Origin of the sequence: Methylorubrum salsuginis (assembly GCF_900114375.1) — a bacterium.
GTDB lineage: Bacteria > Pseudomonadota > Alphaproteobacteria > Rhizobiales > Beijerinckiaceae > Methylobacterium > Methylobacterium salsuginis.
Genome location: NZ_FOSV01000001.1, coordinates 484048 through 499447, shown reverse-complemented (window position 1 = coordinate 499447; position 15400 = coordinate 484048). Strand labels below are relative to the sequence as shown.

Below are 15400 nucleotides of genomic sequence, written 5' to 3'. Positions count from 1 at the left end.
GAGGACTAAGGTGCCCCGGTCAAACGGGTAAATCCGTCTTCGCTGCGGAGATCGCCTCGGGTGAAAGCCCCTCGCGCTCCCCCGGCCGGACGGCGATGCGTAACGAGGCGTTTGCATGGCCACCGACAAGAAGCTGAAAGATCCGGCGGAGGCTGCCCTCTCCGCGATCGAGCAGGCTTTGAATCTGGACATCCCCTCCGCGGGCGACGCCCCCCGCGTCGAGCCGCGGCTGCCCGATGTCGGCGACAACGATCCCCTCTCCGATCCGCTGGCCGAGGCCAATGGGCGGCGCATCCCCCATCTCGACCTCGACAGCGTCGGCGATCTGCCGCCGCCCGAGCGCCGCTCGCGTCGCGAGGGCGGGCTCCTGCCGCCCGACCGCTCGCTGGTGGCCAACGACGACCGCCAGAACATCGGCATCCTGCAGCAGACGCTTCGGGTGCGCCCCTCGCGCAAGCCCTACGTCCTGGCCGGCATCGCCTCGTTCCTGTGGCTCAATGGCCTGATCGCGCTGGCCTGGAACCAGTCCGGCGGCGATCTGAAGACGTTCGTGACGGGCTTGACCGCCCTCCAGGCCGCGGTGGTGGCGACCGCCGTCGCCGGGCCGATCGTCCTGTTCCTCATCACCGCGATGCTGGCGGTGCGCGCCCACGAGATGCGCCTCGTCGCCCGCGCGGTCGGCGAGGTCGCCATCCGTCTCGCCGAGCCCGAGACCTTCTCGACTGACGCCGTGCTGACCATGTCGCAGACGGTGCGCCGCGAGGTCGCCGCCGTCGGCGACGGCGTCGAGCGGGCGCTGGCGCGGGCCGGTGAACTCGAGACGCTGGTGCGCGGCGAGATCTCGACCCTGGAGCGGGCCTATTCCGACAACGAGATTCGCATCCGCACGCTGGTCGACGAGCTGGTCGCCCAGCGCGAGTCGATCGTCGCCAACGCCGACCGGGTGCGCGGCGCCATCGCCGGCAGCCACGAGAACCTGTCCTCCGAACTCGACGGTGCCGCCGAGCGCATCGTCGCGGCGATCACCGGCGCGGGCGAGCGCGTCACCGGCGCGCTCGATTCCCGCAGCGGCGCCATCACCGCCGCGCTGACCGAGGTCGGCGACCGGGTGGTCGGCAACGTCTCGACCCGCGGCGACGACCTCGTACGCCAGATCGAGGCCACCAGCGCGGGCGTGCGCGGCAGCCTGGAGACGATCGGCACCGACCTCACCGCCACGCTGCAGCAGCGCGCCGACGAGGTGACCCAGGCCTTCGAGCGCACCGGCGGGGCGCTGACCCGCACGCTCGCCGACAATGCCGGTGCGGTGGCGCAATCCCTGGCCCAGACCGGCACGACCCTGATTGCCGCCCTCGACAGCCAGGGCGGCGCCGTGCGCGAGAGCTTCGAGCGCTCGGCCAAGGGCCTGGAGGAGACCTTCCTCTCCCGCGGCACCGAGCTGACGGACCGCTTCGCCGAGACCGGCGGCGCCATCACCGCCCGCTTCGCCGAGACCGGCGAGGACCTGCGCCGGCAATTCGCCGCCACCGGCACCGGCATCGCCGAGGACATCTCCACCCGCGGGGCGGCCCTGCGCGCCGAGATCGAGACCGCCGGCACCGGCGTGTCGGACCTCATCGAGGGCCGGGGCCGCGACGCCCAGGCCGCCCTCGCGATCGCCGCCGGCAGCGTCGCCCAGGACTTTGCCGCCCGCGCCGAGCGGGTGCGCGACGAACTCGTCGCCGCCGCGGCGAAGGCCGCCGAGGGCGTGGACGGTCGCGGCGGCGAGCTCGCCGGCCGGATCGAGGCCGTCGCCGGCCGCCTCGACGAGACCATCACGGTTCGCGGCGCCGCCCTGGCCGCCGGCCTCGACGGCGCGGGCGAGCGCGTCGCCGGCCTGTTGAGCGGGCGCGCGGCCGAGGCCGTCGCCCAGGTCGAGCAGGCTTTGGCCGGGCTGGGCCAGGGCTTCGCGTCGAGCGCGGACCGCACCGCCGCCACCCTGCGCGAAAGCGTCGAGCGCCTCGGGGCCGACTTCACCGCCCGTTCCGGCGGCGCGGGCGAGGCCATCCGCCGTGGGGCGGAGGAGACCACGCTGGCCCTCGACGCCAGCGTCGCCGAGGTCGAGAGCCGCCTGCGCGCCGCCGCCGGGGCCGCCGCGGCGATCCTCGCCGTGGGGTCGAGCGAATCCGCCGAGCGGATCGCCCGGGCCGCCGACGAGACCGCGGACGCCGCCCGTGCCCGCGCCGAAGAGATGGCCGCGCGCCTCGCGGAAGCCGGCGAGGCCCTGCGCCGCGCCGCCGACGAGGCCGCCGGTGCCGTCGCCGCCCGCTCGACCGACGTCGTCGCGGGCTTCCGCGGCGCCGCCGACGGCCTCAGCTCCGAACTCTCCGCCCGGGCCGAGGCCGCCGTGCAGTCCCTGCGCGAGGCGCTCGCCCGCGTCTCCGACGAATTGTCCACCCGCAGCATCGAGGCGACCGGGGCCCTGGCGCTCGCCGCGGGCCATGCCGGCGGCGAGATCGCCACCCGTACCGACCAGTCGCTCATGGCCCTGCGCGAGGCGCTGCACCGGGCCGGCGACGAGCTCTCGGCCCGCAGTCAGGAGGCCACCGGCGCGCTCTCCCTCGTGGCCGGTCAGGCCGGCGGCGAGATCGCGGCCCGCACCGAGCGCGCGGCCGACGAGCTGCGCGGCCTGCTGCATCAGGTGACCCAAGAGATCGCCGCCCGCGGCGCCGAGGCCACCGGCACCCTCGCCCTCACGGCGACCCAGGCCGGCGGCGCGCTCAGTGACCGCGCCGAGCGCGCGGCCCAGGAACTGCGCGACTTGCTCGATCGCGTGTCCGGCGAGATCGCCGCCCGCGGCGACGCGGCGAGCGGCGCGCTGGCCCGCACCGCCGAGCAGGTCGGTACCGAGATCGGCCAGCGCGCCGAGGGCTCGCTCCGCGCCCTGCGCGAGACCATTGCCCGCCTCGGCGACGAGCTGACCGCCCGCAGCGACGAGGCCACCGCGGCGCTCGCCCGCACCGCCGAGCAGGCCAGCGGCGAGGTCGGCGGTCGCACCGAGGATTCGCTCCGGATCCTGCGCGAGACCATCGCCCGCGTCGGCGACGAGCTCGACGCCCGCAGCCGGGAGGCCACCGCGGCGCTCGCCCGCACCGCCGATCAGGTCGGCGGCGACGTGGTCGGCCGCACCGAGACGACGCTGCTGGCGCTCCGCGAAGCGCTCGCCCGCCTCGGCGATGAGGTCGCTGCCCGCGGCGAGGCCGTCTCCGGTGAGATGGCCCGCACCGCGCAGGGCGTCGGCGCCGACCTTTCGGCCCGCTTCGGTGAGCTGGAGGAGGCGTTCGGCGACCGCGGTCGCGGCGCCGTCGGCCTCATCGGCACGCATTCGGACGAGGCCCGCGCCAAGCTCGAAGGCGCCGGCCGCGAGATCGTGCTCGCCATCACCGAGCACGCCGCCCGCGTCGGCGACGCGCTCAACCGCAGCCACGCCGCCTTCGCCGAGACCGCCGAGGGCCGCGCCAAGGCCGTGGACGACGTGCTCGGCAACCGCCTTGCCGCGCTGCAGGACATCATCGCCCGCGGCGACATCCTCGCCGAGCGGATCGATGGCGGCGCCCGCGCGCTGGGCGAGACCGTGGATGGCCGCCTCTCCGACATCGACCGCACCCTCACGGTCCGCGGCCAGTCGCTGGTGGCCGCCCTCACCGACAGCGAGCGCGCGATGGCCGAGACGGTCGCCGCCCGCATCGCCGAGATCGAGGCCCGCTCGGCCCGTCAGGCCGCCGAGATCGGCGAGACCTTCGCGACCCTCGCCGGGCAGGTCGACGACCGCCTCGGCGCGCGGGCCAACGCGCTCAACGAGGCGCTGGTGCTGCGCAATGCCGAGCTCGCCCGCACCCTGTCGCAGGGCGACCGCTCCCTCGGCGACGCCCTCGACCGCCGCGTCGCCGACCTCGCGCAGAACCTCGACCGCGCCGCCGACGACCTCGTGCGCCGCCTCGAAGCGGGCGCCGGCCGTCTCGATGCCGGCGTGCTCGCCCGCCTCGATGCGCTCGGCGTCACCCTCGACGAGCGCACCCGCGAACTCGACGAGAATTTCGGCGTCCAGGCCCTGGAGGCGGTGCGCCTGATCGAGACCCGCACCCGCGAGGTCGACGAGGCCCTGACCCGCCGCATCCGCGAGCTGGTCGGCCTGATGGAGACCCGCAGCAGCGGCGCCGGCGAGGCCCTGACCGGCCAGATCGCGGCGATCGAGCGCCTGTTCGACGAGCGTGCCGAGAGCCTGTCGCAGCTGTTGACCGAGCGCGGCGGCTCCGTCGCCGACGACCTCGACCGCCGCGGCCGGGCCGTCGCGGACGGCCTCGGCCGGCGTCTCACCGAGATCGGCTCCCTGTTCGATCAGGGCGGCGCCTCCCTCGGCGAATTGCTCGACCGGCGCGGCACCAGCCTGCTCGCCGGCCTGCGCGACCTCGTCGCCCAGACCGACGGCCTGCTCGGCGATGGCGGCGAGCGTCTGCGCACGGCGCTGGACACCCATCGCGACGAGATCCGCGCGCTGCTCGACGGGCGTGGCGAGGAACTGCGCGGCCTCGTGGCCGAGGGCGCCGAGGCCGTGCGCGGCCGCTTCGACCAGGGGCTTTCCGGCCTGCGGGCGACGCTGGACGAGCGCGCCTACGCGGTTCAGGATCTCCTCGACGGCCGCACGGATGCGATCCGCGCCCTGCTCGACAGCCGCACGACCGAGCTGCGCGGCCTCGTCGAAGGCACCGAGACCGGCCTACGCACCACGTTCGACACCGGCCTTTCCGGCCTGCGCGGCACCCTCGAGGAGCGCACCCGCGAGGTGCAGGACGCGCTCGACGGCCGCACGGGCGACATCCGCTCGCTCCTCGACAGTCGCACGCTCGCGCTGCGCGACCTCGTCGAGGGCAGCGAATCCGGCATCCGCGGCGGCTTCGACGCGGCCCTCGCCGCCCTGCGCGGCACCCTCGAGGAGCGCACCCGCGAGGTGCAGGACGTGCTCGACGGCCGCGCGGGCGAGATCCGCTCGCTCCTCGACAGCCGCACCACGGAACTGCGCGGCCTCGTCGAGGGGAGCGAAGCGGGCCTGCGCGGCGGACTCGACAGCGGGCTGGCCGCCTTGCGCCAGACGCTCGACGAGCGCGCCCGCACGGTCCAGGACCTGCTCGACAACCGCACGAACGCGATCCGCGCGCTGCTCGACGGGCATGCCGGCCGCCTCGACGCCGACGTCCAGGGCCGCATCCTGCCGCTGCACGACACGCTGGCCGAGCGCGCCGACGCCCTCGTCGCCACGCTGGAGGGCGGCCTGAGCCGCGCCGCCGGTGAGGTCGATGCCCGGACGCAGGGCATCGCCGCGCTGTTCGATCAGCGCCTCGGCGTGCTGGGCGACCTCGTGGACGGCCGTGGCCTCCAGATCGCCCGCACCGTCGATACCCGGGCGCAGGAGCTGCGCGCCCTGTTCGACGAGATCCACGCCACCCTCGACACCCTGGTGGACGACCGCTCGACGGCGCTCACCGGCCGCCTCGACGCCCAGGCCAAGGCGATGATCGCGGTGTTCGACGAGCGCATGAAGAGCCTCGACGGCGTGGTCGAGGGCCGCAGCGCGGCCTTCGCCGAACTGGTCGCCGGCCAGGCCGACCTCCTCGGCCGCTCGGTGGACGAGCGCAGCGCCGCCTTCACCGCCCGCATCGACGCGCGGCTTCGCGCCTTCGCCACCGTGGTGGCGAGCCGCGCCGACGCCCTGGCCGAAGCCTTCGACGAGCGCCAGGACGCCTACGCCGCCATGGTCGATGGCGGGACCGCCCGGATGGTCGCGACGCTGGACGAGCGCACGAAGCGGCAGTCCGCCCTTGAGGCGGGCCTGCGCGAGCGCCACGACGCCTTCGCGGCCCTGATCGAGAGCGGCGCCAGCCGCATCGCCGCAGCCCTCGACGCCCGTGCGCAAGCGCAGGCGGCCGAGGTCGAGGCCGCCACCGCCCGGATCGCGGCGGCGCTGGACGAGCGCCTCGCCGGCCTCGGCGCGACCCTCGGCGAGCGCCAGCAGGCCCTGGCCGCCCTGGTCGAGGGCGCCGCCGACCGCATCGCCGCTTCGCTCGACGAGCGCAGCGCCGGCCTCGGCATGGTCCTGTCCGAGCGTCAGCAGGCGCTGGCCGCCCTCGTGGAGAGCGGGACCGGCCGCATGGTCTCGGTTCTGGACGAGCGCGCCCGCCGTCAGGCCGCCGCGATCGAGGACGGCACCGACCGGATCGCCGCCGCCCTGGACGAGCGGGCCGAGCGTCAGGTCGGCCTCGACGCCGCCCTCACCGAGCGCCAGCAGGCCTTCGCGGCCCTGCTCGAGGCCGGCACCGGCCGGATGGTCGCGGCCCTGGACGAGCGCGCCCGCCGTCAGGCCGCCGCGGTGGAGGCCGGTACCGCCCGGATCGCCGCCGCCCTCGACGAGCGGGCCGAGCGTCAGGCCAGCCTCGACGCCGCCCTCACGCAGAGCCGGGATGCCTTCGCCGCCCTGGTCGAGGACGGGACCGCCCGCCTCGCCGCGACGCTCGACGAGCGGGCCGAGCGCCAGGCGAACCTGGCGGCCGATCTCACCGAGCGCCAGCAGGCCTTCGCGACGCTCATCGAGAGCGGCACCGGCCGGATGGTCGCGGCCCTCGACGAGCGCGCCAAGCGCCACGCCGCCCTGGCGCAGGCCCATGCCGAGGCTTTGGGTACGGTGCTGGATCAGCGCAACGCCGCGCTGACCCGCCTGATCGACGGCCCGGCCGCCGCGCTCGCCGCGTCGCTCGCCGAGCGCGAGGAGGCCCTCGACCGGCTCATCGCCGAGAAGGGCGCCCCGCTCGCCGAGACCCTGCGGGAGCGTACCGAAGGGCTCACCGCCCTGACGCACCAGTCGGCGGACGCCCTGCGCGCCGCCCTCGATCAGGGCGCGGCCTCGTCCGTCGCCGCCCTCAACGAGGCCCACGAGCGGGTGCGCGAGGGAGCGGGCGCCGTCGTCGCCCGGATCGAGCGCGCCAATGCCGGCCTGAAGGATCTCGTCGAGGGGGCGCACCAGAACCTCGGCGCCGTCGAGCAGGGCCTCGGCGCCCGCATCGAGCAGATCCAGTCGGCCCTCGACCGGGTCTCCTCCGAGACGAGCCGCGGCTCCGAGCAGGTCTCGGCCCAGGTCGTGGCCCTGCGCGAGGTCTCGCAGGGGGCCCTGCAGCAGGCGGCCTCCCTCGCCGAGACCCTCGACGCCCGCGGCACGGCGCTCGCCGAGCGCACCGGGGCCCAGGTCGCGGCGCTCGCCGGCGCGGCCTCGGAACTGGAGGCGGTCGAGGCGCGGCTCGCCGAGAGCCTCGCGGCCCGCCAGTCGGCGGTCGAGGCGGCGCTCGCCCGCATCGAGGAGCGCACCCGCGACATCGAGGCCCGCACCGGCCGCTTCGGCGGCGTGGTCGAGGAGACGCTTCGCACGGCCGAAGTGCGGGCCAAGGAACTCGGCGACAGCCTGTCCCAGGCGGCCCAGGCCGCGGGCGCGGCGGTGGCCGGCGACTTCGAGCGCCTGCGCACCGGCGCGGGCGAGGAGAGCAGCCGCACCGCGGGCGCGGTGCGCGAGGCGATCGAATCGGCCTCCGCCCGGATGATGGAGAGCTTCAGCGCCGCCTCCGACCGCTTCGGCGAGTCGGTCGCGCGGATGAGCGAGATGGCCGCCGAGATCCGCCGCGAGCTCGACGCCACCCGCGCCGACCTCCAGCGCGGCGTGCTCGAACTCCCCCGCGAGACCCAGGACGCGACGAGCGAGATGCGCCGCGTCGTGGCCGAGCAGATCGACGCGTTGAACGAGCTGTCCGCCCTGGTGGCCCGCTCGAACCGCTCCGTCGATGTGGCCCAGCCGGCGGCCCAGCCCCGCGCCGCTGCGCAGGGACGCACCGAGGCCGCCCGCCCCGCCCCGCAGGCCCCCGCCGCGCCGGCCTCTGTCCCGCAGGCCTCTGCCCCGCAGCCGGCCCGTGCCCCGGCGGCGCAGGCTCCGGCCCGCCCGCAGGCCGTGCCGACCCAGGCGCCCGTGCGACCCGCCGCGCAGGCCCCGGTCCAGGGTCGGCCCGGCACCCGCGACAACCGCGGCTGGCTGTCCGACCTCCTGACCCGCGCCTCGATCGACGAGGAGGAGGGCGCCGCCCCGGCTCCGGCGCCCGTCGCCCCGCCTGCGCCCGAGGCCCCGGCGGCGGCGGAGCGGGTCTCCCTCGACGCGATCTCGACCGACATCGCCCGGATGGTCGATCATCAGGCCTCGGTCGAGTTCTGGCAGCGCTACCGCCGCGGCGAGTCCGACCTGTTCGACGGTCGTCTCTACACGGCGCAAGGCCGCCAGACCTTCGAGCAGATCCAGCGCCGCTACCGCGCCGACGCGGATTTCCGCCGCACGGTGGACCGCTATGTCGGCGAGTTCGAGCGCCTGCTCGGCGAGGTGACCAAGAACGACCGCGACACCCGCCGCGCCGACGCCTACCTCACCTCGGAGACCGGCAAGGTCTACACGATGCTGGCCCATGCCAGCGGCCGGTTCGACGAGATGTGAGGCCGGCGCCCGGTCGAGACGACGGCGAAGGGGGCCTCTTCGAGCATCGTCCTGGATATCGGATCCAGGACGATGCTCTCCGTTATTGGGCCGCATCGGCTTTTTTCCGAAAGCCGGTTCCCGTCTTTCGGGCCGACGCTCCAGGGCCCCCTTCTGGGTTTCGGGATCAGATCAGCCCGAGAGCGGCCAGTTCCCGCCGCAGGCTCTCGGGCATCTCGGCGATGTCGCCCGCGCTCGCACGGTCGAGGTCGGGCGGCGCGTCGGCGGGTTCGAGGTAGCGCCAGCCCTGAAACGGGCGGCAGGGGCGGGGGGCGACCGGCGTCACCGCGGGGTCGAGGACGAGGCGGCAGCGATCGATGCCGTCGGTGCCGGTGAACGGCTCGATCGCCAGGATCGGCTGGCGGCAGCTCAGCGCGCCCTTCATCACCCAATAGATCGAGCCCTGCCCGGCGATGGAGGCGGCGCGCTTCGGCACCATGCGGGTGACGTGGGACGGGCGCGGGTCGGCGCCGACGCTCAGGGCCACCTCGCGGTGGCCGGCGATGCGGGCCTCCAACTCGCCGATCGAGGCGGGACCGACGCACAGCTTCAGGAGATGCAGGGCCATGGCCGGGACTGCGACGCGATCGGGATGAGCCCGGCAGGGGCGGGCGCCGTGCGCATACCCCGCGCACGCGCCGCCGCAAACCGTCATCCGCGTCGCGGGCCTCAGGCGAAGAGCGCGATCTTCTCTTCGATGCTGAGTTCGTCGAGGTCGAGGAAGGCGGCGGCGAGGTCGTCCGCCTCGGCGGAGGCCGGCGCGGCACCTTTTCCGGGCGCGGCGGCCGGCTCGGGGCGTTCGGCGGGGCCGTCGAAGAGGTCGCCGATCGCCGCCTCCGCGACGGTCTCGTCCTCGAGGGCCGCCTCGTCCTGCGCCGGCAGCGCCTCGGCCGGTTCCGTCTCCGGTGCAGGCTCGTCCGCCTCGGGCGACGCCGCCTCGGCCATGGGGGCATCGGCAAAAGCCTCCTCGGCGAGGGCGTCCTCCGCGATGTCCAGTTCGGGGTTCGGTTCGGGCTCGGCCGCGGCCTCGCCGTCCGTCGCAGCGTCCGGGGGCACGGACACGAAGGCCAGATCCTCGTGGAGCGCCACCGCCGAGAGCGGCGGCCGCGACGGCGCGGCCGGCGCGGCCGGCGCGGCCGGGCTCTCCATGTCGAGGAAGCGGTCGACGTCGGTCTGATCGAGGGCGGCGTCCAGGGTCGTGGCGGTGTCGCGGCGGATGCGGGTGTCGGCGTCGAGGTCCGGCACCCCCTCGTCGTGACCCCAGATGCCGATCATCGAGGCGATCCGATCCTCCAGGTAACGGAGGGTGTGGACGATGCGGCTCGTGCGCTGCGCCGTCAGGTCCTGGAACGAGCAGGCCGTGTAGATCTGCGTCGCGTGCCGGTCGAGCTCGTCGCAGAGGGCGCCGTCGGCGCCGGTCTCGCGCAGCGTCCAGGCGGCCTCCTGCACGGCTTCCGCCGCGCCGAGGATGTCCGAGGTCGCCCTCTCGGTGGCGCGCACGATGGAATCGAGCGCCTCCGAGGCGACGGTGAGGCGGCTCTCGCCGTGCTCTGCGCCGGAGAGGGCGGCCACCTCCGCCCGGGTGCGGGCGATGGCGTCGGCCATGTCCATCAGGTCGCCGCGGAAGCGCACCACGTCGTCGCCGCCGCCGCCGCGATCCCCCGTCACCGCCGATTCGAGCCGGTGGATCGCGCCCAGCAGCACGTCGGTGTCGGCGTTGCGGTTGCGCCGCGCGTACTCTTCCAGGAACCAGCGGCCGCGCTCGGTCTCCCGGACGGCGGCCTCGATCAGGTCGTACTGCGACGCATCGTGGGGCGTCAGGGAACGGGAACTCGACATCACACCCCGCAAGGACACGGGCACCTGCGAGAACCGCAGGCCCGCGACGATTGACGGACGGCCATGACATTGACACGTGGCGTTTAACGGCTGCTTACGCTTGAGCCGCAGGCGCATCCTCGGCTGAAACCTCGGCGGCGTCCTCCCCCGGACGCGCGCATCACGACGGGACCGGCGGCCCTTGTCCTCACCCTCCCCCGCGGCCGACCCCGGCCCCGATCCCTTGCGGCTCGGCCTGCTCTACGCGGTCGTCTTCGTCGAGATCGGCGTGGCGATGCCGTTCATGCCGGTCTGGCTTGGCACCCTGGGGCTCGAACCGGGGCTGATCGGCCTGCTGCTCGCGCTGCCCATCGCCACCAAGATCGTGGCGACGCGGCCCCTCACCGGCCTGATCGACCGCGGCGTCGCCCCGCGCACGCTGCTGGCGGCGGGCAGCTTGACGCTCGCCGTCACCTACGCCCTGATGCCGGCGGCGGCCGGGCTCGCGGTGTTCCTGCTCGGGCTGCTCATCGTCGTCAACGCCGCCGCGCAGGCGCCGCTGGTGCCGAGCATCGACTACCTGACGCTGGCCGCCGCCCGCCGGGCCCCCAAACGCATCGACTACCCCCGGATCCGGATGTTCGGCTCGGTCGCCTTCCTGCTCGCCAACCTCGCGGGCGGGGCGCTGCTCGGGGCGCTCGGCGGGCAGGTGGCGGTGCCGCTGCTGCTCACCGGCCTCGCGCTCCTCGCCGCGACCGTGGCGCTCTCGGCCGGCGAGCGGGCCGCCCCCCGCGAACGGACGCCCGAGCGCGTCGGCCCGCCCCCACGCCTGCCTCGAAAACTGTGGCTCGTCATCGCCGCCGCGGCGCTGATCCAGGCGAGCCACGCGGCGATCTACGCCTTCGCCAGCCTGAGCTGGGCCGCGCACGGGGTCTCGGCACCCTGGATCGGCGCGCTCTGGGCGACCGGCGTCGCCGCCGAGATCGCCCTGTTCGCCGGGCTTGCCCGGTTGCCGGCCCGCTGGCGCAATCCGTTCCGCCTGCTGGCGCTCGGCGGCATCGCCGCCGCCATCCGGGCGGTGGGCCTGAGCTTGGCCGGTGGCGATCTCGCCGTGCTGGTGCCGCTGCAGATGCTCCACGCCCTCACCTTCGGGGCGACGCATCTCGGTGCGATGAACGCGGTCTCGGCCTTCGCCCCCGACGGGGCGCGGGGCCGGGCCCAGGGCACGGTCGGCGCCTCGACCGCCCTGGTCTCGGCGCTGGCGACGCTGGCATGCGGGTCGGTCTACGGCGCGCTCGGCAGCGGTGCGACCTTCCTGATGATGGCGCCGCTGGCGCTGAGCGGGCTGTGTCTCGTCGGGCTCGCGCACCGGACCGAGGGCACCGGCGAACCGGGCCGCCGGTGACACCATCGGAGGATCGGCGCACCGTCTTCACGCGCCTCGTTCGTGCTTGGATGCGTATCCTCTCGGATCAGTGGAAGACGCCGAAGAACCACAGCAGCAGAATGATCGGCAACGGAATGCCGATCAACCATAGAAGTCCGCCTTTGAGCATGATGAATTCCCTCCGTGTTGGAGGAGGGAAGACCACGGCGCGGCGCTTTGTTCCGGCAAGAGGGCAAGCCCAGCCGTTTCAAAGCGTTTTGGCTGCCAAGCGCTTTGCGGTTGAGAAGTGGGCACCGCGGGCGGGCCTCGACTCCGCGGTGCGTTCCTCCGGTTTTCGACGACTTCCGGCTACGCGTCCGGGGTCGATGTTGCGAGCCAGGCTCGGTAGGCGGGCAGCCAAGGCAGGCGGGTCGATCGAACAACGGGCGGCCCAGTGCTCGGGCGGCAGGGCGCCGCAAAGACATTCGTAGCCCCCCGTGAACCGACAGGGTGAGGTCATACAGCGAGACCCTCGGCCCGGCTCTCCCGTGTCCGGGTGTGCGCTGCTCCTCGAACCGCGTCAGCGCCGTGCTCCAGAGACAGCCTGAGTCGTCCGATGACCCTGTCATCCGACCGCATTGGGTGCACGACTAATATATTAAAAAGTCAGGGACTTGTCCTTCGGGAACGCAGGACTTACCGCAGGAGCGACCGCATCGCGCCGTCGAGACCCTCCAGCGTCAGCGGGAACATGCGGTCGGACATCAGGCGGCGCATCATGCCGATCGATTGGGTGTAGGCCCAGTGCTCCGCCGGGATCGGGTTGAGCCAGACCGCCTTCGCGAAATGGTCGAGCACCCGCTGCATCCAGACCGCGCCCGCCTCCTCGTTCCAATGCTCGACCGAGCCGCCCGGATGGGCGATCTCGTAGGGGCTCATGGAGGCATCGCCCACGAACACCACCCGATAATCCGCCGGATAGGTGCGGATCACGTCGAGCAGCGGGATGCGCTCCTCGTGGCGACGGCGGTTCTCCGTCCACACCGCCTCGTAGGGGCAGTTGTGGAAGTAGAAATGGGCGAAGTGCTTGAACTCGGAGCGGGCGGCGGAAAACAGCTCCTCGGCCAACTCGACGTGCCAGTCCATCGAGCCGCCGACGTCGAGGAACAGCAGCACCTTCACGGCGTTGCGCCGCTCCGGCCGCAGCCGCACGTCGATGAAGCCCTTGCGGGCGCTCTCGCGGATCGTACCGTCGAGGTCGAGTTCCTCGGCCGCCCCCGTGCGGGCGAAGCGGCGTAGGCGGCGCAGGGCCACCCGCATGGAGCGGGTGCCGAGCTCGCGGGTGTCGTCGAGATCCCGGAACTCGCGCTTGTCCCACACCTTCACCGCGCGGAAGTTGCGGTTGCCGTCCTGACCGATGCGGATGCCTTCCGGATTGTAGCCGTAGGCGCCGAAAGGCGAGGTGCCCCCGGTGCCGATCCATTTCGAGCCGCCCTGATGGCGCTCCTTCTGCTCGGCGAGGCGCTGTTTCAGGGTCTCGAACAGCTTGTCCCAGCCCAGCGCCTTCAGGTCGGCCTTCTCTTCGTCGGTGAGGTATTTTTCCGCGAGCTTGCGCAGCCATTCCTCGGGGATCGCCGCCGGCTCCACCGCCTCGCCCAGGGTCTCCAGCCCCTTGAACACCGTGGCGAAGACCCGGTCGAACCGGTCGAGATGGGCCTCGTCCTTCACCAGCACGGTGCGGGCGAGGAAGTAGAATTCCTCGACGCGCTTCCCGGGCAGGTCCCGCTCCATCGCCTGGAGCAGGGTGAGGTATTCGCGCAACGTGACCGGAACGCGGGCCTCGCGCAGGCTCGTGAAGAAGGAGAGCAGCATCGGGTCTAAACGCCCGAGGCCCGCCCGCGGGTCAAGCCGGGGCCCGGATGCGATCGCGCCGCCGCCGCCCGCGCGAGTCCTGTGGAAGACGTCCGTTTCCGGTGGATATCCCCTCCGCGAGTCTTTCGAGGGCGGACACAACCGTCATCCGCTTCATTGAAGCTCCGTCGGGCAATGCAGAGCGAGTCCGTGACTTGACGACAGGATGAAGGCGATGCCCGTGGTCTTGCGTTCCTTGAGCGATTTCAAAAAGTTCCTGCGCAAGCCCGGGGCGACGCTCCGCATCGTCCAGAACACCTTCGTCGAGCGCCAGGATGCGGCGGCCCGCGAGGCGTACCGCCGCAAGGGCCTGTACGAGCCGCGGACGGTGCGCGCCCTGTCGAAGCGCGCCGCGGTGTTCGACGTGGCCGGCCACGACACGACGGTCTGGCTCTACTGGGACCGCGGCACCCGCCACTGGCGCTTCTCCGGCGACACCGTGACGGTGCCGCTCCACGCCACGCTGGGGCCGCCGGACGCGGTGGTCTACCGCTGCAGCCTGCCCGACGCGCGGCCGAGCAAGCCGGAGCCGGCGCGCCGGCCCGTGCCGCGCCCGGCCCCCACCGTGCAGACCTCGTTCGGGTTCTGACCGGCCGCACCCGCCCGAGACACCGCCGAATATCGACAATCCGAGGCACGAGCCGCCCCTCGACCGGTTCTCGTCGCCGAGACCTCTTCACGCCGCCGTGAACTGTGCGAATCAACCGGTCAGACGCCGCATCTCGACCGGACCTCAGCTTGCCCAAAGCACCTGGAACGCCACGAAAGGGGCGGCGCGGACGGCCTCATCGCTGGAACGACAGCCCTGAACCGCACGATTTCTCGATTTTCCCAGTCACATCCTGGGAAAAGTCCTAGATACCCACTTGCACTATGCGGCAATCCTTATACTTCGAAGAACGTGGGGCAAATCAGGAATTGCAGCATGTCGGAAGCCAGTCAGGTGTCTCAGCTCGATCGTGTCGAACTCGCCGCCGATCTCGTCTCGGCCTATGTCTCGAACAACTCTCTCCCGTCGGCCGAGCTTCCGGCCCTGATCACGCAGGTGCATGCGGCCCTCACCGGCCTGTCGGCGCCGCAGGCTCCGAAGGAAGAAGAAATCGAGAAGGCGTCGCCCGCGCAGATCAAGAAGTCGATCACCCCGGACGCGCTGATCTCCTTCATCGACGGCAAGCCGTACAAGACGCTCAAGCGTCACCTGACCACGCACGGCCTCGACATCGAGGGCTACCGTCGCCGCTACGGCCTGCCGAACGATTACCCGACCGTCTCGGCGAACTACTCGGCGGCCCGCTCGGCGCTCGCCAAGGATCTCGGCCTCGGCCAGCAGCGCCGCAAGCCCTCGCCCAAGGCCGCCGCCGAGGACGCGACGGTCTCCGAGACGCCGGCCCCGCGCGCCGGCACAACCCGCAAGACCGGCGGCCGCCGCAAGACCGCGGCCTGATCCGGATCGACGCCCCGTCCCGCGACGGCGATCCCATCGCGATGGGATCGCCCGTCCGGCGGACGGTTCGTCGTCCGGGAGCGAGGTGCCGGAGCCGGATCGGACCCGATCGCGTCAGGCCGGCGGCTCTCGCCTTGCTTCGACGCGCCTTCGTTCGACGACCCGGTCCCCACTTCGTCGGAATGAACACCGGAGCATCGGCCCCGCAAGGCGGGAGCCGGCTCGTCGGCGGAAGACGCGGCCCCGTCCATCGGATGCGCCGTCTTGA

General features: G+C 73.5%; 7 protein-coding genes. 4 read left to right on the top strand and 3 right to left on the bottom strand.

Annotated elements, in window-relative coordinates; translation table 11 throughout:
- The first annotated feature begins 115 nt into the window (after positions 1 to 115).
- A complete protein-coding gene (locus tag BM140_RS02250) occupies positions 116 to 8554 on the top strand; it encodes an apolipoprotein A-IV repeat region-like domain-containing protein (protein ID WP_091941492.1) in 8439 nt (2812 codons plus the stop codon).
- Positions 8555 to 8720: 166 nt separating this feature from the next.
- On the opposite strand, the gene BM140_RS02245 is transcribed toward BM140_RS02250, so the two are convergent.
- Together BM140_RS02245 and BM140_RS02240 are read right to left on the bottom strand one after the other, a co-directional pair.
- The gene (locus BM140_RS02245) at positions 8721 to 9161 is read right to left on the bottom strand and encodes a DUF1489 family protein (protein WP_091941490.1); all 441 of its coding nucleotides are present in this window, start codon (positions 9159 to 9161) and stop codon (positions 8721 to 8723) included.
- A gap of 101 nt (positions 9162 to 9262) precedes the next feature.
- Complete coding sequence (locus BM140_RS02240) at positions 9263 to 10432, bottom strand: hypothetical protein (protein ID WP_091941487.1); 1170 nt, start codon at positions 10430 to 10432, stop codon at positions 9263 to 9265.
- A 181-nt stretch (positions 10433 to 10613) separates the two neighbouring features.
- On the opposite strand from BM140_RS02240, the gene BM140_RS02235 reads away from it, so the two are divergent.
- Entirely contained in the window at positions 10614 to 11816 is a 1203-nt protein-coding gene (locus BM140_RS02235; protein ID WP_091941485.1) for an MFS transporter, read from the top strand.
- Positions 11817 to 12473: 657 nt separating this feature from the next.
- Here the strand turns inward: BM140_RS02235 and BM140_RS02230 are convergent.
- Positions 12474 to 13649 (bottom strand): vWA domain-containing protein, encoded by a 1176-nt coding sequence (locus BM140_RS02230; RefSeq protein WP_091941483.1) that lies wholly within the window; start codon positions 13647 to 13649, stop codon positions 12474 to 12476.
- Between the two features lie 214 nt (positions 13650 to 13863).
- Between BM140_RS02230 and BM140_RS02225 the strand changes: the two genes are divergently transcribed.
- Positions 13864 to 14277, top strand: coding sequence for a hypothetical protein (locus tag BM140_RS02225; RefSeq protein ID WP_244535254.1), 414 nt, complete (start codon positions 13864 to 13866; stop codon positions 14275 to 14277).
- A gap of 336 nt (positions 14278 to 14613) precedes the next feature.
- Positions 14614 to 15132: a Ros/MucR family transcriptional regulator gene (locus BM140_RS02220; protein ID WP_091941481.1), complete on the top strand. Its 519-nt coding sequence runs from the start codon at positions 14614 to 14616 to the stop codon at positions 15130 to 15132.
- Positions 15133 to 15400 lie beyond the last annotated feature (268 nt).